Genomic DNA, 25,462 nt, shown 5'->3' with positions numbered 1-25,462 from the left:
GTGGTCCCGCGTCAGGGCCGTTCGATCAGTCGGTGAGCAGGGGGTCGAGGCGGCCGGCGAGGGCCTTGGTCATGCTGGTGCGGAGGCCGGAGTCGGTTTTCACCTGGTCGCGCCACGCCGTCCAGGTGAAGGAACGGGAGCGTTCGAAGGTTTCGGCACGTTCGGCGTTCAGGTTTGCGTGCCGGCGGCCGGCCTCCCGTACGTCGAGGGCGGTCTGCAGGCGTTGCCAGGCGACGCGGCGGTTCTCGTGCTGGCTTCGGGAGTCGACTGCGGTCACCACCGTGCCGGTGGGGTGATGGGTCAGCCGGACCGCGGTCTCCACCTTGTTGCGGTGCTGGCCGCCCGGGCCCGAGTCACGGTAGACGTCGACCCGCACGTCCGCCCGGTCGATGCGGGCGCCGCCGGGATCGTTCCGGCTCGGCAGGGCCACGACGACGACTTCGCTGGTGTGGCGGCGGCCGTTCTTCTCCGACGTGGGGACACGCTGGATGCAGTGCCGGCCGGCCAGTGTTGCGTAGACGGGGTCAAAGACGGTGGAGCACGACGAGCCGGCCCTCACGGGCGACGGCGACACCGGCGTGGCGGCTCACAGCTGCGGCAAGCTCACCGGCGAACGTCTCAGCGTCCGCGCCACCGGCGGTGGCGTGAATCTCAAGACGAACGAACATTCTCGGCACCTCCTCAGTGCTCGACACCCGTCACCCCGCGACCACGAGGCAACGGCGACACCCGGGCCGGCCGTCCGACGGCTACCCCGGTGAGGACGCATCATGCCGGTTCCCAGCGCCGGGCGCACCCGGTTTTTCTCGGGGATCCTGGATCCCGAGGTCGAGAGGGCCATGCGTATCCACCTCGAGGGATACGCCACCGCATTGGGAATTGATGTTCCAAATCCTAGAATCTCTCTTCGAGATGATGGATCGTTGGGACTCCGAAGATCTGGATCACGATGACAAGGCTCGTATGATCGTCGGCGTCAGCGACGCGATCTTCGCAGCCTTGCAGGGCCGAGGGAACGACTAGGCAAGATCGTGCTCCAAGACCTGCGCGGTCACAGGAAGAGAGATCCCCAGCACGCCTCTACCGAACTTACGCGCCAGCTATCCGGACCGGCTTGCAATCAGATCGCGATCGCGCGACTCAGAGACCACGACGTGCCGGAACTCATCTGCCGGGACGGCTTCGCCCCTGACACGTTCGCCTTCTTTCCGGAGCGAGAGGAATAATCGTTCGGTCAGCCCGGCGGCGTTCTCCCGGGACCACCCGGCTGCTCTCCGGCCGTGGCGAGGCGACCGATCATCGCGTGTGCTGCGGCGGTGACCAGGGCTCGGTCGTAGCTGACGACGAATTCGAACTGGCGGTCGGCGTCGGGGCCGGTGTCGCCGAGGTCGCGGGCCATCAGGGCGGCCGCGGTGTGGGCGCCCAGCACCAGGACGGTCCACTCGCTGGCCAGTGGGTCCTGGATAGGCAGGCCGGTGCCGCGTACTCCGGGTGCGGGTTCGCCGGGCATGTCCACGCCCAGGGCGGCGACGAACGGCAGGCGGGCGGCGAGTTCGGTGTACCGGCGTCTGGTGGAGGGCCGGAAGAAGCGGACGTGTTCGAAGGCGGCGAACACCACCGGCGGCACGGCGGCTTGCAGGGCCATCATCTCCAGGGTCTTCGACACCGGGACGAGCAGGTGTTTGGGTGCGTGCCGGATCTGCCGGCCGGCGCCGATCAGTTCGTAGGGGGTGGCGCGCAGGGCAGCGCCGATCGGGTGGGCGGTGAAGCGTTCGGGCCGGAAGGTGGAGGGCGGGAATCGGCGTTCCCCACGGCTCCACAGCCAGCCCTGGCCGAGGGTGGCTCCCAGGACGAGGGCGCGGGTCAGGTCGCCGGGAGTCTCGATGCCTTCGGCGACGACTTCGGCGCCGGTCTGTTCGGCGTACGCGCGGACCGCTCCGGCGACGGTGACGGTGGCGGGGTCATCGACGGTGCGCAGCAGCCGCAGGTCGAGCTTGACGATCTCGGGGCGCAGCAGCGGGATGAAGGCCAGGGATTCGGGGTGCACCCCGACGTCGTCCAGGGCGATGGCGCAGCCGGCGGCGCGCAGTTGTTCGGCGCCGGTCAGAACGCCGGCCAGGTCGTCGGCCAGCGCCCGTTCGGTGATCTCGACGACCACCTGCACGTGCGCGGCACGTCCGGCGAGCGCGTTCAGCACGACGTCCGGGTGCCGGGTCAGCGTGGTGGGTTCGAGGTTGACGAACAACGTCACCGGGTGCCCCTGGGACAGCGATGCCGCGTCCCCCAGTGACGCCTGTAGTGCGGCGTGTTCGAGTTCGGCGAGCCGGCCGGTGGCGCGAGCGGCGTCCAGCAGTGCCATCGGGGACCGCAGGACGGAGTTCTCGGGGCCGCGCAGCAACGCCTCGAAGGCCAGCACCGCCCCGGAGTCCAGGTCGACGAACGGCTGGTAGACGCAGTGCAGACCGCCGTCACGCAGCAGATGGTCCAGGCTGACGCCGGTTGTCGACGCGTGCCCTGTGTCCATCGCACCCATGATCCACCTATCGGCGACCGCACTGCTCCACTGAGCCGGGGGCGGCCGGAGTGTTCATTCGTTCGGGGTGACCATCAGGTCGTAGACGCCGCCGGTGTCCAGGACCCGGCGGACGGTGGCGGTGGGGCTCTGCAGGGCGAAGTGGCGGCCGATGTCCTCGGCGTGGTTGCGGACCGCGACCAGGGCGCCGAGCGCGCCGGAGTCCAGGAAACTGACCTGGGACAGGTCGGCGATGACCGTGGTGGTGCCGGCCGTGTCGAGGTGGTCGTCGAGCAGGCGGCGCAGTTCGTCGGCGGCGGCCAGGTCGAGTTCGCCGTGCAGCAGGACGGTGCAGGTGGTGCCGTGGCTGACGTCGTCAGCCGACCATGCCGGTGTTGCGGTCATCGCCGTGTCCTCGCGTCGAGGGTGGATGCGATGGGCCGGCAAGCCGCGTCGCTGTGGGGGCCAAGGCTACGCGCCGCCCGGTCCGGGCGGCAGCCGCACGGCGAGCAGGGCGACGTCGTCCTCGTGGTCGTCGCCGGCGAACTCCTCGTAGAGCCGCTCCAGCAGATCGTCCAGCGGCACCCCGTCGGCGCCGGCCAGCCGGTCGTGCAGATCCCGCTGGCGGGCGTCGAACTCCTCGAGGGTGTGGCTGCGGACTTCGAGGAGCCCGTCGGTGTAGAACAGCAGTGTCGCGCCGGGTGGCAGGTGCCGGGTGTGGCTGTGCCGGGATATCCGCGGCCCGGCCCCGAGCAGCGGGTCGTGGCCGGTCAGGGTGCTCGCCGCGCCGCCGGAGGCGACCACCGGGCTGGGGTGGCCGGCGTTGGACCAGTGCAGGCGGTAACCGTCGGCGCCGCCGGGTTCCGGGGACAGCAGGGCCAGGGTGGCGGTGGCGGTGATCGGGTCGCCGAGTACCCGGGTGGCGGTGTCCAGGCGGCGCAGCAGTCCGGAGGGTGACTCGTTGCGGTCGACGAGCAGCAGCCGGAGTTTGCTGCGCAGCCGGCCCATCTGGGCGGCGGCGCGCATGTCGTGGCCGGTGACGTCGCCGATGACCAGGGCCAGGTGCCGGGGTTCGAGCTGGACCGCGTCGTACCAGTCGCCGCCGACGTGGTCACCGCGGGCGGCGGGCTCGTAGCGGGCGGCCAGTTCGAACGGTGGCGCGTCGGGCAGGTCGCTCAACATCGCCTTCTGCAGTACGGCGGCGGCGTTCTCCCGGGAGAACAGGTAGTCGGCGCGTTGCAGTGCCTGGGCGACGTACCCGGCCAGGGCGGCGAGCACGGTCTGTTCGGCGTCGTCGAGGCGGTACTGCTGTTTCCACACGAACGTGAGCGCGCCGACCGGGCCGTCCGGGCCGGGCAGTGGCACGCTGGCGCCGGACTGCCAGCCCATCTCCAGGAACGTTTCGGCGGCGTCGGGGGTGAGCGCGTGCACGGCGGCCATGTCCGGCAGCAGCACCGGGACGCCGGTGCGGGTCGCCAGCGCCGACGGGGTGGCGGCGCCGCGGGTGTAGCGGTTCCAGCGTTCGGCGACGCGGGACGGCAGTTGCAGGCCGGAGCGCAGGTTCACCCGGCCGGAGCGGTCGAGCACCGACACGCCGACGTACGCCGGGTCGAGGGTGCCGGTGACCAGCTGGCGGACCGCGTCGACCACGTCGTCGGCGGTGCTGGTGGCGGCCAGGGCGGTGCTGGCGCGCAGCAGCAGCCGGCTGCGGGCGGCCTGGGCGTCGGCCCGGTCCTGGTGCTGCCGGGCGCTGGTGGTGGTGATCCGCAGCTGGAGGCTGTCGGAGCAGGCGGCGGCCAGGTCGGCGAGCAGGGCGAGTTCGGCGGCGGTCCACTGCCGGGGGACGGTGTCGATGGCGCACAGCGAGCCGAGGACCCGGCCGGTCTCGTCGGTGAGGGGCATGCCGGCGTAGCCGACCACGTTCAGGTCGGTGATCGCCAGGTTGCCGGTGACCCGCGGGTCGGTGCGGGCGTCCTCGATCACCAGGGGCTGGGCGCTGTCCACCACGTGCCGGCAGAACGAGTGTGACAGGGGCGTCTGCCGCTGCTGCTGCCAGGGGTCGGCCAGGCCGAGCGCGCCCGGGAACACCTGCCGGTCCGCTTCGACCAGCGACACCAGCGCCACCGGAACCTTCAGCACGTTGCGCACCATGGAGGCGAAACGGTCGAAGGCCGGGTCCGGGGACGCTGTCAGTCCGGTCCGCCGTGCCGCCACCGTGCGGTCCCGATCCTGATTCTGCACACCCGCATATTCACACACCCGTCACCGGTCGGCTCGCGGCGGTGATTCCGGCGCTATAGTGGCGCGTCTGGTTGACCAGTTTTAGGAGAATTGCGTGAGCGGTACACGGCCACTCGATGTCCTGATCGTCGATGACGACGACGCGGACGCCATGATGATCGAGGAGGCTCTGCAGGGGGCTGCGACTCCTCCTGTCGTGCACCGCGTCAGCGACGGCGGTCAAGCTCTGGAGTACCTGCGCCGGGAGGGCGGCTTCCCCACCGCGAACCGGCCGGATCTGATCCTGCTGGACTTGAACATGCCACGGATGGGTGGCCGGGAAGTCCTGATGGAGATCAAGAAGGACGAGCGGTTCACGGCGATCCCGGTGGTGGTGCTGACCACGTCGAACGCGGTTCCGGACATCGTGGCCAGTTACGCCGGTCATGCCAGCGCGTTCGTCACCAAGCCGATGGACCTGGACGGTTTCGAGGAGGCGGTCCGGCAGATCAACCGCTTTTACGGCGCGGTGGCCACTCTGCCGTGAGCCGCGGCCGGGGGTGGGCCGGGGAAGTCGATCTCGGCCCACACCACCTTGCCCTGGTCCCTGGCCCGGGTGCCCCAGGCCCGGCTCACCGCGGCCACGATCATCAGCCCGCGGCCGCGGACCCGGCGCGCGTCCGGGCCGTGGATGTGCGGCGGGTCGGTGCTGACGTCGGCGACCTCGATCGCGATCGCGCCGTCGCGGTGTGACAGCCGCAGCTCGCCACCGCCGGCGGTGTGGTGCACCACATTCTGCACCAGCTCGCTGACCACCAGCAGAACGTCGTCGGCCAGGTCCGCGTCCACGTCGTCGGGCAGCGTCGCGCGGACCGCGTGCCGGATCCGGGCACTGTCGAGACTGCGGTGAAAAGGCAGCCTCAAGTCGTCCATGCCGGTAGTTCTACCCGGAGCCCGGCGCCGTACGCCAGTTGATCATGCACTGGCCCGGTTGTGCCTGATAGGGATCCCGGCCGGGATGCGGTACAACTGTTCCAACGACGGAAGGCCGGCGGTACGCGATGTCCCCTGAGGGAACCCTGACGATCAGCACGGCCGTCGGCGGTGACGGCACCGCGCGCCTGTCGGTGACCGGTGACGTCGACCTGGCTACCGCCGGCGATCTGTACGACGCGATCGCGGCGTCCGCGGCGACCCCCGGGGTGCGCACGGTGCAGGTGGACTTCACCGAGGTCGGGTTCTGCGACTCCACCGGCATCGGCGCGCTGATGCGGGCCCGGCACAGCGCCGGTGAGAGTGCCGTCACGGTCCGTCTGGCCGGCCCGCGCGGCATGGTCCGGCGAACTCTCGAGGTCGCGGGCGTTCTGCAGGTGCTCACCGGGGTATGACCATCGGCGCATAGCCCCGCCGAGCCGAATCGGCCGGGCCGGGTTACCTTTGTCGTCGTTGTGGCGTGTGAGCGCCGTGGGCGAGGGAGTGCAAGCGCAAACGATGGTCGACACCGAGCCTGATCCACTCCCGCCCGTCTTCGCCGCCGGTGGCGACGTCGGCCGTGACCTCGCCGCGGTGGACTGGGACGCCACCCCGCTCGGGCCACCCGAGGCCTGGCCGCAGAGTCTGCGGACGGCGGTCGGCATCCTGCTGTCGTCGCGGTTCGCGATGTGGATGGCGTGGGGGCCGGAGCTCACCTTCTTCTGCAACGCCTCCTACCGCCGCGACTCACTGGGCCAGAAGTACCCGTGGGCGCTCGGCCGGCCCGCCGGGGAGGTGTGGGCGGAGATCTGGGCCGACGTCAGCCCCCGGGTCGACACCGTGATGCGCACCGGCGACGCGACCTGGGACGAGGCGCTGCTGCTGTTCGTGGAGCGGTCCGGGTACCGGGAGGAGTCGTACCACACGTTCTCCTACAGCCCGCTGCGCGACGACGACGGCACCGTGGTCGGCCTGTTCTGTGTGGTCAGCGAGGAGACCGACCGGGTTCTCGGAGAACGGCGGATGGCGACGCTGCGCGATCTGGGGTCGGATCCCAGCGTCGTCCGTACCGAGCAGGAGATGCTCTCCTTCGCCGGGCGGCAACTGGAACGCAATCTGCGTGATCTGCCGTTCACCCTGACCTATCTGTTCCGGGAGGACGGCTCGGCCCGGCTGGCCGCCGCCACCGGTGTCCCGGCCGATCATCCGGTCACCGCGGCGGGTCTCTGGCCGGTGGCCAAGGCGGCCGGGGGCGAGTCCGTCCTGATCGACCTGCCGGTGACGGACGTGCCGGCCGGGGACTGGCCGGCGCCGCCCACGCAGGCGCTGGTGGTGCCGTTGCTGCAGCAGGGTGGTACGCCGTACGGCTTCCTGGTCGCCGCGGTCAACAGGTACCGGCGGCTGGACGACTCCTACCGCGGTTTCATCGAGCTGACGGCCGGGCACGTGGCCGCCGGGATCGCCAGTGCGCGCAGCTATCAGGCGCAGCAGCGGCGCGCCGAGGAGCTGGCCGAGCTGGATCGCGCGAAGACCACGTTCTTCTCCAACATCAGCCACGAGTTCCGTACGCCGCTGACGTTGATCATGGGTCCGGTGCAGGAGCTGCGGGACCGGCTCGGTGACGCCGACGAGCGGATCCGCCAGGAGCTGGAGGTGGCGCACCGCAACGGGCTGCGCCTGGGCAAGCTGGTCAACACGCTGCTCGACTTCTCCCGGATCGAGGCCGGGCGGATGCAGGCCCGGTTCGAGCCGGTCGACCTGTCCGCGGTCACCGCCGACCTGGCCAGTGTGTTCCGGTCCGCGGTCGACCGGGCCGGCCTGTCGTTCGAGGTGGACTGTCCCCCGCTGGACCGGCCGGTGCTGGTGGACCGCGGCCTGTGGGAGAAGGTCGTCCTCAACCTGGTCAGCAACGCGCTGAAGTTCACCTTCGCCGGCGGGGTCCGGGTGATGGTCCGGGCGGCCGGTGAGCACGCGGTGGTGACCGTCGCCGACACCGGTGTCGGGGTCGCCGAGGACGAGATGCCCCGGCTGTTCGAGCGGTTCCACCGGATCGAGAACGCCCGTTCACGCTCCAACGAGGGCAGCGGCATCGGCCTGGCCCTGGTCAAGGAACTGGTCACGCTGCACGGCGGCACGATCACCGCGGACAGCACCGCCGGGGTGGGTACGGTCTTCACCATCCGGCTGCCGTTCGGTTCCGGTCCGGTCCCGGCCGAGCCGGTGGCGGCCACCGCCGGCGCCGACCCGTTCGTCCAGGAGGCGCTGCGCTGGCTGCCGGACCAGGAGTCCACCCCGGCCCCGGAGGTGACAGCCGCGGCCGCGGTGTCCGCGCGGGTCCTGGTCGCCGACGACAACGCCGACATGCGCGACTATCTGGTCCGGCTGCTGCGGGCCGCCGGGCACCGGGCCGACGCGGTCCAGGACGGCCGGTTCGCGCTGGACCGGGTCCGTGCGGAGGCGTACGACCTGGTGGTCAGCGACGTGATGATGCCGCGGATGGACGGGCTGCAGCTGGTGGCGGCGTTGCGGGCGGACTCCCGGACCGCGGGCACCCCGGTGCTGCTGCTGTCCGCGCGGGCCGGCGAGGAGGCCTCGATCGAGGGCCTGGAGGCGGGCGCCGACGACTACCTGGTCAAACCGTTCTCGGCGGCCGAGCTGCTGGCCCGGGTGCGGGCCAACGTCGAGCTGTCCCGGTTGCGGACCCGGCACGCCCGCTGGCGGTCCGCGCTGATCGACTCGTTGCAGGAGGCGTTCTTCGTCTGTGACGAGGACGGCGCGGTCCTGGAGATCAACACCGCGTTCACCGAGATCCTCGGGTACGGGCCGGAGGGCCTGCCGTACGCCGCGGTCCATCCGTGGTGGCCCTCCGAGGACACCGACGCCGAGGCGTACCGCAGGGTCGCCGTGTTCTTCGACATGATGCTCGAACAGCAGCAGGGCATCGACACGGTCCCGGTGATCCACCGCGACGGCCGCCGGCTGTGGGTGGCGGCCGCGTTCAACCAGGTCGCCGACCCGGACTCCGGCCGCCGCGTCATCGTCGGCACGCTGCGCGACGTCACCGCCGAGCACTACGCCATCCAGCGCGAGACCGCCCTGGCCGGGCTCGGCATGCGACTGTCGCAGGCGGAGAACCTGACCGGCGCCCTGCACGGTGTCCTCGACGAACTGCGGGAGCTGTGGCAGGCGAAGTACGCCCTGGCTGCCGTCTTCGACGGGCCGGACCGCGCCGAGGTGACCGCCACCGACCCGGGCCTGCGCTGGAACGATCTGCCGCCGGACCACCGGGACGCCCTGATCCGGCTGCGCGACCAGCCGCTGTTGACACCGGACGGGACCGGGATCCTGCTGGAACACCCGCACGGCGCCATGGTGCTGTGGCTCGAACTCGGTGCGGACCGGCCGTTCACCGAGCAGGACCAGACCCTGTTCACCCTGCTCGCCGGGCATCTCGGCCAGGGCCTGCAACGGGTGCACCAGATCGACCAGCAGCGCGAGACCGCCCTCGCGCTGCAACGCGCCATCCTCGGCCCGCCCGATCTGCCCGCCGGTTTCGCGGTCCGCTACCAGCCCGCCACCCGCCCGCTCAAGGTCGGCGGCGACTGGTACGACACCGTCCAGCTCCCCGACGGCCTGATCGGCATCGTCGTCGGCGACTGCGTCGGCCACGGCCTGCACGCGGCCACCGTGATGGGCCAGCTGCGCAGCGCCTGCCGGGCCCTGCTGCTGCAACACTCCAGCCCGGCCCGCACGCTGACCGCCCTGGACCGGTTCGCCGCCCTGCTGCCCGGCGCCACCAGCGCCACCGTCTTCTGCGGGGTCCTCGACCCGGACACCGGCCGGCTGCTCTACTCCAGCGCCGGTCACCCGCCCGCGGTGGTGGTCGACGCCGACGGCGTGGCACACCTGCTGGATCAGGCACGATCAAGGCCGATGGGAGTACGTGGGGGCAAGCCCCGCTCCGAGGCCGAGTTCACCGTGCCGCCCCGGGCCACGCTGATGCTCTACACCGACGGCCTCGTCGAACGCCGCCGCCAGCCGCTGACCACCGGCATCGCCCGGGCCACCGCCGCGATCCTGCAGGGCCGGGGCGAACCGGTGGAGGACCTGGCCACCGAGGTGATGACCCGGCTGACCCCGGACGACGGCTACGACGACGACGTGGCGCTGCTGCTGTACCGGCATCCCGGCCCCCTGGAGCTGGAATTCCCGGCCGAGGCGACCCGGCTGGCACCGGTCCGCAGCGCCCTGCGCGGCTGGCTGGACCGGGCCGGCGTGGACAAGATGACCGCCCAGAACGTGCTGGTCGCCGCCGGGGAGGCGTGCGCCAACGCGATCGAGCACGGCCACCGTGACAGCCCCGGCGGGAAGATCCGGCTGCGGGCCGCCGCCACCGTCGACGACCTGCACGTGGTCGTCGTGGACAGCGGCCTGTGGAAGATCCCGATCACCGGCGAGACCTACCGGGGCCGGGGCCTGATGCTGATGCGCGCCCTGATGCACGAGATCACCGTCACCACCGGCAGTGCCGGCACCACCATCGAGATGCAGGCGAGGATCACCCGATGAGCACCCCGCTCGACCTGACCGCGGGGCCGGCCTCCCTGACCGCGGTGGGCGAGATCGACATGAGCAACGCCGGCACGTTCCGGGCGGCGCTGGACGCCGCCCTCACCCCCGACGGCACGGCGATCCTGACCGTCGACCTGACCGGCGTGGAGTACATCGACAGCTCCGGCCTGTCCTGCCTCTTCGAACACGTCGAACGGATCCGGCTGGTCGCCGGCCCACTGGTCGCGCCGGTACTCACCGTGTCCGGCCTGGCCGACATCACCAGGTTCGTCTAGGACGTCAGGACGGCCCAGCCGCGGGCGGGCAGGGTGATCTCCGCGCCGGTCAGCTGCCCCTGTCCCGCGGCCGGCTGGGTCGCCCCCGCGGCGGGCAGGGTCGCCGGGGCGTCGGCGAGGTTGAGGGCGGTGACCACGGCGCCGTCGCCGGTCGCCGAGCGCAGCACGATCTGCTGGTTGGCCAGGTGCACGACGTCGGTGTGCACGCGCAGCAGCCACGGGTGCCGGCGGCGGACGGCGATCAGCTGGCGGTGCAGGTGCACGGTGTCGTCCGCCGGGGGTGGGGTGGCCGGGAACTCGGGGCGCACGGCGTCGTCGCCGCCGGGGCGGTGCTCCTTCACGCCGGTCCACGCGTATTCGTCGCCGGCGTACACGCTGGGCACCCCAGCGACCGTGAGCAGCACCGCCATCGCGTGCGGCACGAAGTCGGCGCCGACGGCCGAGGCGAGACGGGTCACGTCGTGGTTGCCGGCGAACGTGGACGGCACGAACGTGGTGATCAGGTCGTTGTGGCGCTTGAGCGCGTGCGCCAGCTCGAACAGGTTACGGTCGGTGATGCCGTGCCAGATGGCCTGCCACAACTCGTACTGCGTGACGGAATCCATGGTGGAGGCGCGCACGATCTCCGGATAGTCGCCGTGGATCACCTCGCCGCTGAACCACGCCTGCGGATGACGCTCGCGCACCCGCGGAAGGACCGAGGCCCAGAACGACGGCGGCATCGCGTACGCGGCATCGAGCCGCCAGGCGTCGGCGCCCCGGTCGAGCCAGTGGTTCATCACCGCGACCGTGAGGTCGGCGGTCTCCGGCGCGCTGTGGTCGAGCGCCACCAGCGAGTCGTGCCCCTCGAACACGTCGGCCGAGACCGGCGCCCCGGCCCGCCACCCGGCCCGGTCGAAGCGGAACAGGGCGGCCGTCGGCGCGTCCGGGCCCAGCCGCTCGACCTGCTGGAACGCGGGGTGCGCCCGGCCGACGTGGTTGAACACGCCGTCGAGCTGGACCTTGATGCCACGCTGGTGCGCGGCGGCGACGAGCCGGTCGAAGTCGGCGTCGTCGCCCAGCCGCGGGTCGATCCGGAAGTGGTCGACGGTGTCGTATCCGTGGGTCTGCGACGCGAAGATCGGCCCGAGCGAGATCCCGTTGAGCCCGAGTTCGACGACGTGGTCGAGCCAGGCTTCGATGCGCCCGAGCCGGTGCACGACGGTGTCGTCGTGGGTCGCCGGCCGGACCGGCGCACCGGTGAACCCCAGCGGGTAGAGGTGCCACCACATCACGTGCTCAGACCAGGAGGACATGAGATCAAGACTACGGTGTACCGGTGCAGCACCTCCTTTCCCGAACGGACGCCGTTTACCAACGCTGGCTGACATCGATCACCGACGACGTGGACGCCGGCGAGGTGGTCATCTTCTGCCGCGAATCCCTGCCGGAGCGCCACACGACGTACGAGATCGGGGAATGGCTCCCGGGTTTTCTCATGATCGGTCAGGACGGTGACCGGGGGCTGTTCCTCGCGTGCGACGGTGGCGGCGGCCCGGTGTTCCGGTCCGACCTGGGCGGCCCGGGCGAGGCCGACCACGAGATCGTGGCACCGGACTTCGCGGCGTGGCAGCGTTCCGGTTTCCCTCTGCCCCGCGAGCCGGAGCTTCCATTGACCGCCGACGTCTGGGTCGACGACATTCCGATCAACACCGTTCAGCTGCTGGTACGCATGAGGAAGCTGCTGGGTGCCGATTGGCGGTTCGGCGAGCTGCGGAATCTGCTCGCCACCCAACCGTTCCTGGCGGCGCGGTCAGCTCATCCGTACGCCCTGCTCCGCCGCCTGGAGGACGCTCCCGAACTGCGGCCCCACCTGTTCTACGCCGGCCCCGACGGTCTGCGACCGGTGTGGTCCCTCCGCGGTCCTCAGGACACCGCGACCGCGATGGCCCAGCCGACGTAGGCGACGTTCAGCAGGACTTTCAGCGCTGGGCTCCAGCGTCGGCCGGCGGGGGCGTGGACGAGCGCGTCCACGTGGGCGACGGCGAAGACGGTGATCATGGTGGCGGTCGCCCCTGCGGCTGCGGGGCGGGTCGGCGCGGGCAGCAGCAGAGCCGCGTCGGCCAGCAGTGCCACGCCGCCGGCGAGGACCCGGAGCGGGGCGTGACCGAGGCGTCGGTCACCGTGTTCACCGAGTCCGGCGGGTTCCGGGTCACCCGGCACCAGCACCCGGCGTGGAAGATCGTGCTACCCACCGCCCGTGCCCTGCTCGGACGCACTCCCGCGTCGTTAGAACGGCGTGTCCGTGCGGATGTGGCCGGGTAGCAGCTCGATCAGTCGTTGAGCGGCGCGGGAGCGGCTGCGCCCGGCGGCGGTCGCCAGGGACAACGTCCAGCTCAGATCGAGGTTCCGGACCCGGACCGGGCGGAGATGGGGCACCGACCCGGCGTACCCGGCGGGCATGAACCCGATGCCGAGGCCGTGGGTGATGTACTGCTGGACGGCGGTGATCTCCATCGTCTCGACACACAGCTCGCGGGGTTGACGGGCGTCGGCGAAAGCCCGGTCGATGACGGTGCGCTGACCGAAACCGATCGGCAGGTCGATGAAGCGTTCACCGGCCAGGTCGGCCAGATCGACCGTCTGCTGCCCGGCCAGCCGATGATCGGCGGGGACGAACAGGGCCAGCGGCACGGCACGGATCGGCACCGCGTCCAGCCCCGGATCGTCGCCGGCGTCACTGACCAGGGCGAGGTCGAGGAAGCCGGACCTGAGCCGTTCGACGTGCCCGGCCGTGCCCCGCGCGGAGATCTCCAGCCGTAGCCGCACGCCCGGATGCCGGCGGTGGAACTCACCGGCCAGCGCGGGCACGTCGACGCTGCCGATGCTGTGCAGGGTGCCGAACGTCAGACTGCCACGGAGACCGTTGCGTTCCGGCTCGACCGTCGCCCGCGCCCGGTCCAGGGCCTCGATCGCGGCCCGGGCCTCGGGCAGGAACGCCGCGCCGGCTTCGGTGAGGGCGACGCTGCGGGTGGTACGCCGCAGCAGGCCCACGCCGAGTTCCTGCTCCAGCGCCTGCACCGCGGCGGACACCGTGGATTGTGTCGCATAGTGGCGCTGGGCGGCACGGGTGAAGTTGAGCTCCTCCGCCACCGCGACGAAGTATGCGAGTTTCCGGCCGTCCACCACTCCCCCATTGAACAGAAAAGGCCCCCATTGACCAAGGAAGGCGATAACGCTATCAGGATTATTCGTTGGTTCCGGTTGATCGCCGGGGCATGCTCGCCGTATGCCCCTTCCCACCATCACCATCGGCGACGACCTGACCGTGCACCGTCTCGGGTTCGGCACCATGCGGCTACCCGGCCCCGGCGCCTGGGGCCCACCGGCCGACCACGCCGAGGCGATCCGTGTTCTGCGGCAGGCGGTCGCGTCCGGCGTCGACTTCCTGGACACGGCCGACTCGTACGGCCCCGCGATCGCTGAGGAACTCATCCGCGAGGCGCTCCACCCGTACCCGGACGGGCTGGTCATCGCCACCAAGGCCGGCCTGCTGCGCCCCGGCCCGATCACCGCTCCCGGCCCGTGGCCACGCTGCGGGCGGCCGGAGTACCTGCGCCAGCAGGCCGAACTGAGCCTGCGCCGGCTCGGCGTCGAACGACTCGACCTGTTCCAGCTGCACCGCGTCGACGAGACCGTGCCGTTCGAGGATCAGATCGGCGCGCTCGCCCACCTGCGTGATCAGGGCAAGGTCCGCCACGTCGGCCTGTCCGGTGTCACCGTCGCCCAGATCGAGGCGGCCGCCCGCATCGTGCCGGTCGTGTCGGTGCAGAACCGATTCAACCTCGCCGACCGTACGGCGTCCGATGTTCTGCGGTATGCCGAGCACAACGGGCTGGCCTTCATCCCGTTCGCTCCACTGGCGACCGGTCATCTGGCGACGGGCACCGCGCTGGCCGAGATCGCCGCCGCCCGTGGCGTGCGCCCCGCCGCGGTGGCCCTGGCCTGGCTGTTGCACAGGTCACCGGCGATGCTGCCGATCCCCGGCACCTCCCGCACCGCCCACCTGGCCGACAACCTCACCGCCGCGGAGATCACCCTGACCAGCACCGAGATCGACGCCTTCGACCAGCTCGCCCGAGTCTGATGATCTTCACCTGCCGCAGGCCGCTGGACGAGGTCGACGCCTTGCGCCCCGAGCCGGCAGCGACATCGAGGAGACGAGCACCCGGTGCACGGGGGCCTAACGGCCGGCCGGACCGTAGCCGTCCTCGAGGGCTTGCCTCGCCGCCGCCAGGACGACCGGGTCGGTGCAGCCGCGCGCGTAGGCGTGGATCCGCCGGTTGATGTCGTGTCCGAGCAGCAGGTGGCCGAGGCGCTCGGCCACCGGGCGCAGGAACGCGGGGCGGCAGCGGAAGCTGTACCGCCACGTCGCCAGGGTGTGGCCGGGGGCTTCCTCGGCAGCGGCGAACCGCCATCCTCCGGCGAACATCTCGAAGAACCACGGACCGCGAAGCATCTTCATGCCGACGTTGGTCGGAGGAGCGAACGACACGTACTGACTGACCATGACAAAACCGTGGCGGGACCTGGTGAACGTCCGCACGCCCTTGCCGGGCCTGGTGGCGCCGTCGAGCAGCCGCTGTTCGCGTACGAAAGGATCCCATCGATACCGCAGCGGCGCGGTGGTCTGCGACACCGCGAACGCCACGTCCGGCGGCACCGGCACCACGACAGCGGCTTCAACGACTGGCATGCGCCCATGATCCATCGCGCACCCCTCCCGCGCATCCCCCGAGAGGCCTCAGCGCGCCGCCGAGCGGGAGGTTGCCGCTCAGCGCCTTCCGGGCGACCTGCTCACCCGCAGCCGCATCACCTCCTCCGGGACCGCGACCGCGTCGCTGCTCCCGTTCGGCATCGCTGCGGGCCTCGTCGTCATGGCCGCCCTCACCATGGCCGAGAAACGAAGGGAGGGCCGTCCATGTCGAGATGGTGGCCGAGCGACAGCCCAACGGCACCGGCGCAGGCGATCGGGGCGGGCGGGCGGGGTGGGTCAGCCGGTGAATTTGCCGCCGGCCGGGCCTCGGACTGCGGTGTCGACGAGGTCGCGCACTCGGGCGGCCGGCACCGGGACGCCGGGGGTGCTGACGAACCAGCGGTAGGCCTCCTCGCGGGTGAGGCCTTCGGGCGGGCTGCCCGGCGAGTACGGGTCGACGTAGACGGGCGTGCCGGGCTCGCTGCGCCAACTGCCGGCGAGCGGGCCGAGGTCCACGGTGTCGTAACCGAGGGTATCCAGGAGTTCAGCGACCACCCCATTAGCGGCCGCGTCGTCGCCGGCGATCGGCAGGGCGCTACGGTCGGGGGCGCCGGCCGGCCGGGCGAGCGTACCGAGACCGACGAAGTTGATGTTGTTGAAGGCTTTGACGACGCGCGAGCCGGCGAGATGCCGCTGGACCATCTCGCTGGAGGTCAGCGTGTCGGCGTCCAGCTCGGGGAGACGGCCGTCGCGGTACGGGTAGTAGTTCATCGTGTCGATGACGATCCGCCCGGCCAGGTCCTCGGCGTCGAGCTTCCGGTAGGCGCCGAGCGGGATCGTCGCCACCACGACGTCACCGGCGCGGGCGGCTTCGGCCGGGGTGGCCGCGCGGGCCCGGGAGCCCAGCTCGCTGACGAGATCGGTGAGGGACTCCGGGCCCCGGGAGTTACTGAGGACGACGGTCAGCCCGGCGGCGACCGCGAGCCGCGCGACCGTGCCGCCGATCATGCCGGTGCCGATGAGGCCCAGGGTTCTGGTCATGCTGCTCCCTCGTACCAAAAAATGTCAGTTTACTGTCACTTCCTGGCCGGAAAGCTAGCACAATTGTCAGTCGACTGACACTTCGAGGTGCTTGTCGTCGGCAGCGGGCTGGCGCCCTCGGGATCGAAGGCATCCAGCATCAGTACGAGGTATCGCCGCCAGCCCGCGCCCTGCTCGTCCATGGTCCAGAGCACGTTGGTGAGCATCGCCATGATCCGCTGCATGTCCGTCGAGGTGAGGTCGGCACGCACCGACCCGGCCCGCTGCGCCCGTTCGGTGAGCACGTCGATAGCCTCGAGAACCGGGGCGGACACCTCGGCCGCCATGCTCGCCGAGGCCGCGAGGGTGCTGCGCTCGCGGGCGACCAGGGTGAGTGTCGCGTCCATCAGGGTGACGAGACCCCGGCGCGGGTCCTCGTCCGTCAGCGCGTCCGTGATCACCGGCCCCAGCTGCTCGCCGATGCCCCGCTCCAGGGCCGCGCGCACGAGTGCCTCTTTGTGCGGAAAGTGCCGATACAAGGTCCGCACACCCACCCCGGCGTGCCGGGCGATAGCGTCGAGCGGGGCGTCCGGGCCCTGCTCGGCGAAGACCTCCCGGGCCGCGTCCAGCAGTCGTTCCGCGTTGCGCGCGGCGTCGGCGCGTCGAGGTCGTTCCGGTCCCGTTTGCACGCCCACACCGTACAACCGGCCTTAATGTTTCTCATTGGGCAAACTTGCCCGTCGAGCAAATTGAGGTGAGACTGACCTCATGGTCATTGACACCGCTCTATCGTTACCGGCGGCGCGGGACGCGAAATGCCCCTTCGATCCGCCACCCGAGCTGCGCAAACTTCAAGATCAGGCGCCGCTGGTACGGGTCCGGATCTGGGACGGCTCCACCCCGTGGCTGGTCACCCGGCACGCCGACCAGCGGCAACTCCTGACCGACCCGCGACTCAGCGCCGACCCGACCAAGCCCGGCTACCCGCTGCAGGTCGAGCGCCGCGCCGTCTCCGGCCGGGGCGGCATCGGCTTCATCATGATGGACGACCCCGAGCACAACCGGCTCCGGCGCATGGTCACCGCGCCGTTCGCGATCAAACGTGTCGAGGCACTGCGCCCCGGCATTCAGCGGATCGTCGACGACCTGATCGACCGGATGCTGGCCGGGCCGAAACCGGCCGACCTGGTCGAGGCGTTCGCACTGCCGGTCCCGTCGCTGGTCATCTGCCAACTGCTGGGCGTCCCGTACGAGGACCACGCCCTGTTCCAGTCGCACAGCCGCAACCTGATCAGCCGGTCCTCCACCCCGGAGGTGCGCGGCGCGTCGTTCGAGGCGCTGCACGACTACCTCAGCTCATTGCTGGCGACCAAGGACGCCGACGGCGACCTGCTGTCCCAGCTCGCCGAACGGGTCGGCAACGGCGAACTGTCCCGCGGCGACGCCGCCGGCATCGGCGTGCTGCTGCTGGTCGCGGGCCACGAGACGACCGCCAACATGATCTCGCTCGGCACCCTGGCGCTGCTGGAGAACCCGGACCAGCTGGCCCTGCTGCGCGACAGCGACGACCCGAAGCTGGTCGCGTCCGCGGTCGAGGAGTTGCTGCGTTACCTGACCATCACGCACACCGGCCGGCGCCGGGTCGCGCTGGCGGACATCGAGATCGCCGGGACGACCGTACGCGCGGGTGAGGGCGTGATCCTGCCCAACGACATCGGCAACCGTGACCCCGGCCAGTTCCCCGACCCGGACCGTCTCGACGTGACCCGTGACGCCGGCCGGCACCTGGCCTTCGGTTTCGGCGTACACCAGTGTCTCGGTCAGCCTCTGGCCCGGGTCGAGCTGCAGGTCGTCTACAGCACCCTGTACCGCCGCATCCCGACCCTGCACCGCACCGCCGAACTGGCCGACATCCCGTTCAAACACGACGGCGGCGTCTACGGCGTCCACGAACTCCCGGTGAGCTGGTGACGTCATGAAGATCCTGCTGGACCAGGACCGGTGTGTGGCCTCCGGCCAGTGCGTGATGACCGACCCGGACGTCTTCGACCAGCGCGACGAGGACGGCGTGGCGATCCTGCTGACCCCCAGTCCCAACCCCGCACACCACACGGCCGTACGCGAGGCCGCCGCCATCTGCCCCGCCGCCGCGATCCAGCTGGCCGAGGATCAGTAGGTCTGCTGGATCAGTTCGTACATGCGCCGCCGGGCCGGCGAGAAGTCGTAAGGCATCTTGCCGACGGCCTCCAACAGGCTCATCGAACCGGGCTCCCGCTTGCCGTCATCGGCGGTGGGCGGGTGCAGGGCGTCCCAGGCTTCGAGCATGTCGTCGTCCTCGTACAGCCCGGCCTCCGTCGCGGCGGCCTCCAGGGTCTTCTCGAAGGCCTGCCAGTCGGCGGCCACCCGGGCCACCCGGGGATCATCGACGGCGACGCCATCGTCGAGCGCCTCCTCGTCGGCCGTGATGCGGTCGGACTCGGCCCGCAGCTCGGGGTGCGTGGCCAGGAGGATGAAGCGGTCGGTCTGGTAGGCCGCACCGAGCGGGCCGAGCATCCGCTCGGTGACCAGCAGGGAGTCCAGATCCGCCTGACGCAGGGAGCCCTCGGGCAGGTGCCGGAACCGGTCGGTGACGAAGTCGGAGAGCAGACCCATCCGGCTGCCTTCGGTACGCATCCGCTGCACGGCGGCCCGGCGCCGCCGCACTTGCGCCTCCTGCTCGGCGAGGCTCTCCTCGACCCGCTCCAGGATGGCCGCGATGCCGTCGTCGCCGTCCTGACCGGCGCTGAAGGCGGCCCGGATGTCGTCCAGAGCGATCCCGACGTCAGCCATCTTACGGATCCACAGCAGCCGGATCATGTCCTCGTACCCGTACCGCCGGCGACCGTCACTCCCCCGCTCCGGCTCGGGAAGCAGCCCGATCGCGTGATAGTGACGGATGGCCCGCGGCGTGATCCCGGCAAAGGCGGCCGCGTCCCCGATCTTGACTTGGCGGGGCGACAGAAACGGCAGTGACATGAGTCGGCAATCCTCTTCTCCAGCGGGCGGGACGTGACTCCACTGGACCACATGCCGTTACGGCAGGTGCAACCCGTGATCAGTCGGACGCCTTGCGGTAGCCCGAAACGTGGGACGAAAGGTCGAGCACTCGAGTAAACGTTTTAACTCGACCATCGAACATCTTGACACCAACTTCGCCCCCATGTTCCGATCCCGTTTCAGTAAAACGTTTACATTCACGGGCTTGAAACAAGGAGTGCAGCGTGGCTCATCTCAGCAGGCGCACCGTCCTCACCTCCGCCGCCGTGGCCGGTGCCGCCGCGACCTTCCCGTTCTCCCGTCCGGCGGCCGCCGCTCCGGTGGCGCTCCCCGCCGACCTGCGCGGCCACGACCCGGTGACCCTGCGCTGGCTGGAGGGCGGCACCCCGCCCGAGCTGGCCGCCGGCACCACCTGGGGTGTGCCCTGGCCGCGCGGGTCGTTCGCCCCCGGCCAGCAGTTCTCCCTGACAACCGGAACCGGAACCGCCGTGCCGGTGCAGTCCTGGCCGACCGCCTGGTGGCCGGACGGCTCGGTGAAGTGGACCGCCCATGCGATCAGCGCCGCCCCCGACCGCGCCGAGAGGTACCGGCTCACGGCCGGAACCCCGGCCGCCCCGGCGACCCCGCTGACGGTCACCACCGGCCCGAAACGGATCGTGGTCGACACCGGCGTGGTCACCGTGACGTTCGCCCGCTCCGGCGACCGCCTCGTCGAGTCGATCCGCCGGGGCGACACGGTGATCGCCACCGACGGCCGCCTGATCGCGTCCAGCCAGGACCGCCCCAGCACTGACCAGGCGGCCACCGTCAAGACCGAGTCGTTCACCGGCGTCGTCGACTCGGTGAAGGTCGAGCAGTCCGGCCCGGTCCGCGCGGTGCTCAAGGTCGACGGCAAACACCGGCACGGACGGCGCGCGTGGCTCCCGTTCAGCGTGCGTTTCTACCTGTACGCCGGTTCCGACGGCATCCGCGTGGTGCACACGTTCTTCTACGACGGCGACGAGAAGAAGAGCTTCATCAACGGCCTGGGGGTGCGGTTCACCGTGCCGATGCGGGGCGAGCCGCACGACCGGCACGTGCGGTTCGCCGGTGCGGGTGACGGGGTGCTGGCCGAGGCGGTCCGCGGCATCACCGGTCTGCGGCGCGACCCGGGTGCGGCGGTGCAGCAGGCCCAGTACGAGGGCCGCGCCACACCCGACCCGGCCACCTGGGATCAGCGGGTGACCAGCCGTCTGCACTGGATCCCGGCGTTCGGCGACTACAGCCTGCGGCAGCTGACCGCCAACGGGTTCGAGATCTACAAGCGGACCAAGACCGGTCATTCGTGGGTACGGGTGGACGGCGGCCGTCGCGCGGCGGGGCTGGCCTATCTGGGTGGCCCGGCCGGTGGTCTCGCGTTCGGGATGCGGGACTTCTGGCAGCTGCACCCGACCGAGCTGGAGATCAGCGGGGCGGCGTCGGACAGCGCCCGGGCCACGGTGTGGATGTGGTCGCCGCGGGCCGGCGCGATGGACCTGCGGTTCTTCCACGACGGCCTGGGCCAGGACACCTATCCGGAGCAACTGGACGCCCTGGAGATCACCTACGAGGATTACGAGCCCGGATTCGGTACGCCGTACGGCGTCGCCCGTACGACCGAATTGATGTTCTGGGCTCTGGCGTCGACGCCGGCCTCGTCCCGGATCGCGGCCCTGGCCGACGCGAACGCCACTCCCCCGCTGCTGGTGGGCAGCCCGCAGCACAACAGCGCGGCGGGGGTGTTCGGTTCGTGGTCGCCGGTCGACCGGTCCACCCCGGCGAAGGTGGTCATCGAGGACCGCCTGGATCAGATGCACGCCGCGCACCTGGTGCAGACCGATCAGCGCAACTGGTACGGGTTCTGGGACTACGGCGACATCATGCACAGCTACGACGGCGTCCGGCACGTGTGGCGCTACGACGTGGGCGGTTACGCGTGGGACAACTCGGAGCTGTCCACCGATCTGTGGCTCTGGTACCACTACCTGCGCACCGGCGATCCGAAGGCCTACCGCTATGCCGAGGCGATGACCCGGCACACCAGCGAGGTCGACATGTACCACCTGGGCCGGTGGCGTGGGCTCGGCACCCGGCACGGTGTCCAGCACTGGGGTGACAGCGCGAAACAGAACCGGATCAGCAACGCCGGTTACAAGCGTTTCCTGTACTACCTGACCGCCGACGAGCGGCTCGGCGACATCATGCACTCGCTCGTCGACTCGGACCGGACCCTGCTGGTGCTCAACGCCGGCCGTAAACTCACCGATCAGCCGTTCGACCCGGATCCGAACGCCCTGGATCTGGGGCCGACGACGAACTGGGGTGCCCTCGCACTGGCGTGGCTGACCGAGTGGGAACGCAACGGGGATCCGATCGCCCGGACCAAACTGCTCAACGGGCTGACCACGATCGCGGCGCTGCCCAACGGCTGGGCGCAGGGCGGCAGCACGTACCGGCTGGCCGATGGTCGTTTCAACCCGGTGACCACGCCGTCGGTGAGTGTCGGCAGCCTCAGCTCGGTGTTCGGGCTGATCGAGCTGATGGCCGAGGTGCTCCCGCTGGTGGACGACGAGACGGTCCGGGCCCAGTGGGTGAAGTTCTGCCGGCTCTACAACGGCACCCGGGAGGAGCAGGTCGCCGAGACCGGCACGTACTGGGGCAGCCTCAACCTGGGGCAGGCGTACTCGCGGGCGACCGCCTACGCCGCCAGCCAGCTGGGCGACCCGAACCTGGGCCGGCGGGCGTGGCAGGAACTGCGGACCGGGCACGCCGGATACACCGAGGCGCACTCGTTCGCGCTGACCCGCATCGACGGCCCGGCGGTCCTGAACCCGGTGGACGAGGCGGACGTCTCGGCGAACGCCAGCGCCCAGTACGGCCTCGCCGCCATCCAGTGCCTGGCCCTGGTCCCGGACCAGATCTGACCGGTCAGGGCAGGGCCGTCGACTCGTGCGGGACCAGGCGGCTCTCGATGACGGTGCGGCCCGGCGGCACCGTGGCGCCGCGGATGGCCTCGACCATCCGTGCCGCCGCGGTGCGCCCGACGTCGGGCAGGTTCAGGTCGATGCTGGACAGCCGGGGCCGGCTGCCCTCGACCATCACGCTCCAGTTGTCGAAGCCGATCACCGCGGTGTCGTCGGGCACGACGACGCCGCGGGACTGGAGTGCCTCGATGACGCCGCGGGCGATCATGTCGTTGCCGCAGACGATGCCGTCGACACCGTCGACGTTGTGCAGCAGCTCGTAGGTGGCCTGGCGTCCCCACTGCTCGGTCCAGTCCCCGCAGAGTGGTTCCATCACCAGGTCCAGGCCGTGCTCGGCGAGGACGTCGCGGGTGGCCGCGGTCTTCAGTGCGGCCGCCTCCTCCGTTCCGGGGCCGAGGACGGCGGCGATCCGGCGGCGGCCGGTCGACAGCAGGTGGCGGACGGCCAACTCGGCGCCGCCCCGGTTGTCGGGCACCACCGACACGTCGTCCGGGTCGGTCGAGGTGGTCACCATGTAGACCACCGGCAGGTCGTCGACGCCGCGCAACGGTGGGCGTGAGTAGCTGCCGCGGCTGCTGCCGGCCACCAGGATGCCGTCGACCCGGCGCCGCCGCAGCGAGTCGACGAAGAACTGCTCACGCAGCGCGTCGGCGCGGCCGTCGCACACCAGGAACGCGATGTCGTGCTCGGCGAACGTCTCCAGCACGCCGAGCATGACCGGGGCGTTGCGCCTGTCGAACGGGTTGCGGGTGATCAGCCCGACCGTCAGGTCGCGTTGCTCGGGGAGGCCGTGCAGGCCCATCTCCCGGGCGGCCCTCAGGATCCGGTCACGGGTGTCGGGGTGCACCGCGCCCTTCCCGGTGAGCGCTTTGGAGACCGTGCCCGGGGAGACCCCGGCCAGGGTGGCGACCTCACGTGCGGTGACCCGTCGTTTGTCCGGCATGGCGGTGACGTTAGCAAACAGTTTCCGAATGTTTCTGACACGGAATCTATTGACCCTGTTCAGAGCGCCGAATTACTTTGCTTTCAAGAAACTTGGCATAATATTTCCGAAAGTTTCCACAGGAGTTCCCGATGGACGTCGACGGCACTCGCAGTTTTGCCGAACGGATGGGCGGGGTGGTGTTCGGTGGGGACTACAACCCCGAGCAGTGGCCCCGGGAGGTGTGGGACGACGACGTCCGGCTGATGAAGGACGCCGGGGTCGCGATGGTCACCGTCGGCGTCTTCTCCTGGTCGATGCTGGAGCCCCGGGACGGGGTGTTCGAGTTCGACTGGCTCGACGACGTGCTCGACCGGCTGCACGCCGGGGGTATCGCGGTCGATCTGGCCACGCCGAACGCCTCGCCGCCACCCTGGATGGCCGAGGACCATCCGGAGTCGTCGATGGTCGACCGGCACGGGGTGCGGGTCGGGGTCGGCAGCCGGGGGCACTTCTGCCCGTCGTCGCCGGTCTACCGGGACCGGAGTCTGCGGATCGCCCGGAGGCTCGCCGAACGGTACGGCGGGCATCCGGCGCTGGCGCTGTGGCACGTCGGCAACGAGTACCACGCCGAGTGCTTCTGCGACCTGTGTGACGAGCGGTTCCGTGGGTGGTTGCGGGAGAAGTACGGCAGCCTGGACGAACTCAACCGCCGCTGGGGTACGGCCGTGTGGAGTCAGCGGTACTCCGACTGGTCGCAGGTGCACCTGCCCCGGCCGGTGCGGGGACGGGTCAACCCGGCCCGGCAGCTGGACTACTCACGGTTCAACTCCGGCGTACAGCTGGAGCTGTATCGGCGCGAGCGTGACCTGCTCCGCGAGATCACCCCGAGCGTGCCGGTGACCACCAACTTCTTCCAGTCGATCTCGCTGCTCGACTATCACCGGTGGGGTGCCGAGGTCGACGTGGTCGCCTTCGACACCTATCCCGATCCGGGCCGGGCCGACGCGAAGATCAAGGCCGCTTTCCAGTACGACCTGATGCGCTCGATCGGCGGCGGCCGCCCGTGGCTGGTCCTGGAACAGTCGTCGAGCGCGGTGTCGCAGTGGCCCCGCAACTACGTGAAGAAGCCCGGCCGGATGCGGCTCGGCTCCTACCAGGCCCTGGCCCGGGGCGCGGACGCCGTGATGTTCTTCCAGTGGCGGGCCTCTAGATCCGGCCAGGAGAAGTTCCATTCGGCGATGCTGCCGCACAGTGGCACCGCCGGCCGGACCTGGCGGGAGGTCAGCGCGCTCGGCCGGGAACTGCCACGGGTCGCCGGGGTGGCCGGCAGCCGGTCGTCGGCGGACGTGGCGATCGTGTGGGACTACGAGAACTGGTGGGCCGTCGAGGGCTGCTTCCACCCGGTGAACGACTTCTCGTACCCCGCGACCGTGCTGGAGCACTACACCCCGCTGTGGGAGCGCAACATCGCCGTCGACGTCGTCACCCTCACCTCGGACCTGTCCCGCTACCGGGTCCTCGTCGTCCCGAACCAGTACCTGCTCACTACGGACCGGCAGGAGGCGCTGCACGCGTTCGTGGCCGCCGGCGGGCATGTGCTGGTGTCGTACTTCAGCGGCATCGTCGACGGCGACGACCGCGTCGTCCCCGGTGGGATCCGGGAGGTGATCGGCGCCCACGTGCACGAGTTCGCGCCGATGCCACCCGATGAGACGGTCACCGTCCGCGCGGTCCACGGCCAAGATCTCGTCCCGTCCGGGTTCACCGGAACAGCACGGAACTGGCAGGACGACATGGTCGCCGAGGGCGCGCGGGTGGTGGCCGAGTACACCGACGGGTTTCTGCGCGGTCAGCCCGCGGTCCTCGATCGGCAGCTGGGTGACGGAAGCTGTGTGTACCTCGGCACCCGGCTCGACCCGCAGTCGTTCGCCGTGGTGCTCGGCACCGTCCTGCAACGGGCCGGGGTGACACCGGTCTTCGACGCACCCGCCGGGGTGGAGGCCGGGGTGCGGATCGGGCCGGAACAGCGCTTCCTGTTCCTGGTGAACCACGGCGACGCCACCGCCGTGCGGCTGGATCGTGACGGCACCGACCTGCTCACGGGGGTCAGCTGGACTGCGGGTCGGTCGATTCCCCTGGAAGCGGCCGGGGTCGCGGTGATAGCGAGCCCGTCGACTCCCGCCAGATGATTCT

24 protein-coding genes are annotated in these 25,462 nt (G+C 70.7%); 10 read left to right on the top strand and 14 right to left on the bottom strand.

The genetic code is table 11. The features are described 5' to 3' along the window. Positions 1-25 precede the first annotated feature (25 nt). From Aco03nite_RS42505 to Aco03nite_RS42485, 5 genes are all read right to left on the bottom strand, one after another. Positions 26-430 carry a peptide chain release factor family protein gene (locus Aco03nite_RS42505; RefSeq protein ID WP_239145897.1) on the bottom strand — a complete coding sequence of 135 codons (405 nt, stop codon included), beginning with the start codon at positions 428-430 and terminating at the stop codon, positions 26-28. A 94-nt stretch (positions 431-524) separates the two neighbouring features. Then, complete coding sequence (locus Aco03nite_RS42500) at positions 525-668, bottom strand: hypothetical protein (protein WP_203806903.1); 144 nt, start codon at positions 666-668, stop codon at positions 525-527. A gap of 566 nt (positions 669-1,234) precedes the next feature. Continuing rightward, a complete protein-coding gene (locus Aco03nite_RS42495) occupies positions 1,235-2,524 on the bottom strand; it encodes a sensor domain-containing phosphodiesterase (protein WP_203806901.1) in 1,290 nt (429 codons plus the stop codon). Between the two features lie 63 nt (positions 2,525-2,587). Next, positions 2,588-2,917, bottom strand: a complete 330-nt coding sequence (locus Aco03nite_RS42490; protein ID WP_203806899.1) for an STAS domain-containing protein — start codon at positions 2,915-2,917, stop codon at positions 2,588-2,590. A gap of 66 nt (positions 2,918-2,983) precedes the next feature. Next, positions 2,984-4,753 carry a GAF domain-containing SpoIIE family protein phosphatase gene (locus Aco03nite_RS42485; RefSeq protein WP_239145896.1) on the bottom strand — a complete coding sequence of 590 codons (1,770 nt, stop codon included), beginning with the start codon at positions 4,751-4,753 and terminating at the stop codon, positions 2,984-2,986. A 94-nt stretch (positions 4,754-4,847) separates the two neighbouring features. Here Aco03nite_RS42485 and Aco03nite_RS42480 point away from each other — a divergent pair, with 94 nt between their 5' ends. Then, on the top strand, positions 4,848-5,279 hold the full coding sequence (locus Aco03nite_RS42480; protein WP_203806897.1) for a response regulator: 432 nt from the start codon (positions 4,848-4,850) through the stop codon (positions 5,277-5,279). Here the strand turns inward: Aco03nite_RS42480 and Aco03nite_RS42475 are convergent. Then, entirely contained in the window at positions 5,252-5,665 is a 414-nt protein-coding gene (locus Aco03nite_RS42475; RefSeq protein WP_203806895.1) for an ATP-binding protein, read from the bottom strand. The genes Aco03nite_RS42480 and Aco03nite_RS42475 overlap by 28 nt on opposite strands. 128 nt (positions 5,666-5,793) lie before the next feature. On the opposite strand from Aco03nite_RS42475, the gene Aco03nite_RS42470 reads away from it, so the two are divergent. The 3 genes from Aco03nite_RS42470 (at position 5,794) to Aco03nite_RS42460 (ending at position 10,551) form a co-directional block, all read left to right on the top strand. Continuing rightward, positions 5,794-6,120, top strand: coding sequence for an STAS domain-containing protein (locus Aco03nite_RS42470; RefSeq protein ID WP_203806893.1), 327 nt, complete (start codon positions 5,794-5,796; stop codon positions 6,118-6,120). Between the two features lie 103 nt (positions 6,121-6,223). Then, the gene (locus Aco03nite_RS42465) at positions 6,224-10,273 is read left to right on the top strand and encodes a SpoIIE family protein phosphatase (protein ID WP_203806891.1); all 4,050 of its coding nucleotides are present in this window, start codon (positions 6,224-6,226) and stop codon (positions 10,271-10,273) included. Beyond that, the gene (locus Aco03nite_RS42460; RefSeq protein WP_203806889.1) at positions 10,270-10,551 is read left to right on the top strand and encodes an STAS domain-containing protein; all 282 of its coding nucleotides are present in this window, start codon (positions 10,270-10,272) and stop codon (positions 10,549-10,551) included. Before Aco03nite_RS42465 ends, Aco03nite_RS42460 begins: the two co-directional genes overlap by 4 nt. Here the strand turns inward: Aco03nite_RS42460 and Aco03nite_RS42455 are convergent. Further along, complete coding sequence (locus Aco03nite_RS42455) at positions 10,548-11,846, bottom strand: alpha-amylase family glycosyl hydrolase (protein ID WP_203806888.1); 1,299 nt, start codon at positions 11,844-11,846, stop codon at positions 10,548-10,550. The genes Aco03nite_RS42460 and Aco03nite_RS42455 overlap by 4 nt on opposite strands. 23 nt (positions 11,847-11,869) lie before the next feature. Between Aco03nite_RS42455 and Aco03nite_RS42450 the strand changes: the two genes are divergently transcribed. After that, positions 11,870-12,493, top strand: coding sequence for a hypothetical protein (locus Aco03nite_RS42450; protein ID WP_203806886.1), 624 nt, complete (start codon positions 11,870-11,872; stop codon positions 12,491-12,493). On the opposite strand, the gene Aco03nite_RS42445 is transcribed toward Aco03nite_RS42450, so the two are convergent. After that, the gene (locus tag Aco03nite_RS42445) at positions 12,457-12,759 is read right to left on the bottom strand and encodes a DoxX-related protein (RefSeq protein ID WP_203806884.1); all 303 of its coding nucleotides are present in this window, start codon (positions 12,757-12,759) and stop codon (positions 12,457-12,459) included. The genes Aco03nite_RS42450 and Aco03nite_RS42445 overlap by 37 nt on opposite strands. 60 nt (positions 12,760-12,819) lie before the next feature. Then, positions 12,820-13,719, bottom strand: a complete 900-nt coding sequence (locus Aco03nite_RS42440; RefSeq protein WP_203806882.1) for a LysR family transcriptional regulator — start codon at positions 13,717-13,719, stop codon at positions 12,820-12,822. Between the two features lie 100 nt (positions 13,720-13,819). On the opposite strand from Aco03nite_RS42440, the gene Aco03nite_RS42435 reads away from it, so the two are divergent. Beyond that, complete coding sequence (locus tag Aco03nite_RS42435) at positions 13,820-14,677, top strand: aldo/keto reductase (RefSeq protein WP_203806880.1); 858 nt, start codon at positions 13,820-13,822, stop codon at positions 14,675-14,677. 96 nt (positions 14,678-14,773) lie between these two features. Here the strand turns inward: Aco03nite_RS42435 and Aco03nite_RS42430 are convergent, their stop codons facing one another. The 3 genes from Aco03nite_RS42430 to Aco03nite_RS42420 all read right to left on the bottom strand — a co-directional run bounded on the left by Aco03nite_RS42430 (position 14,774) and on the right by Aco03nite_RS42420 (position 16,995). Then, on the bottom strand, positions 14,774-15,286 hold the full coding sequence (locus Aco03nite_RS42430; protein WP_203806878.1) for an SRPBCC family protein: 513 nt from the start codon (positions 15,284-15,286) through the stop codon (positions 14,774-14,776). Positions 15,287-15,583: 297 nt separating this feature from the next. After that, positions 15,584-16,327 (bottom strand): NADPH-dependent F420 reductase, encoded by a 744-nt coding sequence (locus Aco03nite_RS42425; RefSeq protein ID WP_203806876.1) that lies wholly within the window; start codon positions 16,325-16,327, stop codon positions 15,584-15,586. Between the two features lie 35 nt (positions 16,328-16,362). Continuing rightward, positions 16,363-16,995: a TetR/AcrR family transcriptional regulator gene (locus Aco03nite_RS42420; protein WP_239145895.1), complete on the bottom strand. Its 633-nt coding sequence runs from the start codon at positions 16,993-16,995 to the stop codon at positions 16,363-16,365. 79 nt (positions 16,996-17,074) lie between these two features. On the opposite strand from Aco03nite_RS42420, the gene Aco03nite_RS42415 reads away from it, so the two are divergent. Then, positions 17,075-18,277 (top strand): cytochrome P450, encoded by a 1,203-nt coding sequence (locus Aco03nite_RS42415; RefSeq protein ID WP_203806872.1) that lies wholly within the window; start codon positions 17,075-17,077, stop codon positions 18,275-18,277. A gap of 4 nt (positions 18,278-18,281) precedes the next feature. Next, positions 18,282-18,482: a ferredoxin gene (locus tag Aco03nite_RS42410; RefSeq protein ID WP_203806870.1), complete on the top strand. Its 201-nt coding sequence runs from the start codon at positions 18,282-18,284 to the stop codon at positions 18,480-18,482. Here Aco03nite_RS42410 and Aco03nite_RS42405 read toward each other — a convergent pair. After that, entirely contained in the window at positions 18,476-19,321 is an 846-nt protein-coding gene (locus Aco03nite_RS42405) for a helix-turn-helix domain-containing protein (RefSeq protein ID WP_203806868.1), read from the bottom strand. The two genes, Aco03nite_RS42410 and Aco03nite_RS42405, sit on opposite strands and share 7 nt — an antisense overlap. A 245-nt stretch (positions 19,322-19,566) precedes the next feature. Between Aco03nite_RS42405 and Aco03nite_RS42400 the strand changes: the two genes are divergently transcribed. After that, positions 19,567-22,284 carry an exo-rhamnogalacturonan lyase family protein gene (locus Aco03nite_RS42400; RefSeq protein WP_203806866.1) on the top strand — a complete coding sequence of 906 codons (2,718 nt, stop codon included), beginning with the start codon at positions 19,567-19,569 and terminating at the stop codon, positions 22,282-22,284. Positions 22,285-22,288: 4 nt separating this feature from the next. On the opposite strand, the gene Aco03nite_RS42395 is transcribed toward Aco03nite_RS42400, so the two are convergent. Further along, positions 22,289-23,287: a LacI family DNA-binding transcriptional regulator gene (locus tag Aco03nite_RS42395; protein ID WP_203806864.1), complete on the bottom strand. Its 999-nt coding sequence runs from the start codon at positions 23,285-23,287 to the stop codon at positions 22,289-22,291. Between the two features lie 131 nt (positions 23,288-23,418). On the opposite strand from Aco03nite_RS42395, the gene Aco03nite_RS42390 reads away from it, so the two are divergent. Then, complete coding sequence (locus tag Aco03nite_RS42390; RefSeq protein WP_203806862.1) at positions 23,419-25,458, top strand: beta-galactosidase; 2,040 nt, start codon at positions 23,419-23,421, stop codon at positions 25,456-25,458. Positions 25,459-25,462 lie beyond the last annotated feature (4 nt).

Source organism: Actinoplanes couchii, from assembly GCF_016862075.1.
Lineage (GTDB): Bacteria > Actinomycetota > Actinomycetes > Mycobacteriales > Micromonosporaceae > Actinoplanes > Actinoplanes couchii.
This window is presented reverse-complemented; position numbering and strand designations above follow the sequence as displayed.

What these genes read in the sequence shown, in the direction of transcription:
- Aco03nite_RS42500 (WP_203806903.1), bottom strand. Translation starts at nt 668, where the DNA reads ATGTTCGTTCGTCTTGAGATTCACGCCACCGCCGGTGGCGCGGACGCT.
- Aco03nite_RS42495 (WP_203806901.1), bottom strand. Translation starts at nt 2,524, where the DNA reads ATGGACACAGGGCACGCGTCGACAACCGGCGTCAGCCTGGACCATCTG.
- Aco03nite_RS42490 (WP_203806899.1), bottom strand. Translation starts at nt 2,917, where the DNA reads ATGACCGCAACACCGGCATGGTCGGCTGACGACGTCAGCCACGGCACC.
- Aco03nite_RS42475 (WP_203806895.1), bottom strand. Translation starts at nt 5,665, where the DNA reads ATGGACGACTTGAGGCTGCCTTTTCACCGCAGTCTCGACAGTGCCCGG.
- Aco03nite_RS42470 (WP_203806893.1), top strand. Translation starts at nt 5,794, where the DNA reads ATGTCCCCTGAGGGAACCCTGACGATCAGCACGGCCGTCGGCGGTGAC.
- Aco03nite_RS42465 (WP_203806891.1), top strand. Translation starts at nt 6,224, where the DNA reads ATGGTCGACACCGAGCCTGATCCACTCCCGCCCGTCTTCGCCGCCGGT.
- Aco03nite_RS42460 (WP_203806889.1), top strand. Translation starts at nt 10,270, where the DNA reads ATGAGCACCCCGCTCGACCTGACCGCGGGGCCGGCCTCCCTGACCGCG.
- Aco03nite_RS42455 (WP_203806888.1), bottom strand. Translation starts at nt 11,846, where the DNA reads ATGTCCTCCTGGTCTGAGCACGTGATGTGGTGGCACCTCTACCCGCTG.
- Aco03nite_RS42435 (WP_203806880.1), top strand. Translation starts at nt 13,820, where the DNA reads ATGCCCCTTCCCACCATCACCATCGGCGACGACCTGACCGTGCACCGT.
- Aco03nite_RS42430 (WP_203806878.1), bottom strand. Translation starts at nt 15,286, where the DNA reads ATGCCAGTCGTTGAAGCCGCTGTCGTGGTGCCGGTGCCGCCGGACGTG.
- Aco03nite_RS42425 (WP_203806876.1), bottom strand. Translation starts at nt 16,327, where the DNA reads ATGACCAGAACCCTGGGCCTCATCGGCACCGGCATGATCGGCGGCACG.
- Aco03nite_RS42415 (WP_203806872.1), top strand. Translation starts at nt 17,075, where the DNA reads ATGGTCATTGACACCGCTCTATCGTTACCGGCGGCGCGGGACGCGAAA.
- Aco03nite_RS42410 (WP_203806870.1), top strand. Translation starts at nt 18,282, where the DNA reads ATGAAGATCCTGCTGGACCAGGACCGGTGTGTGGCCTCCGGCCAGTGC.
- Aco03nite_RS42405 (WP_203806868.1), bottom strand. Translation starts at nt 19,321, where the DNA reads ATGTCACTGCCGTTTCTGTCGCCCCGCCAAGTCAAGATCGGGGACGCG.
- Aco03nite_RS42395 (WP_203806864.1), bottom strand. Translation starts at nt 23,287, where the DNA reads ATGCCGGACAAACGACGGGTCACCGCACGTGAGGTCGCCACCCTGGCC.
- Aco03nite_RS42390 (WP_203806862.1), top strand. Translation starts at nt 23,419, where the DNA reads ATGGACGTCGACGGCACTCGCAGTTTTGCCGAACGGATGGGCGGGGTG.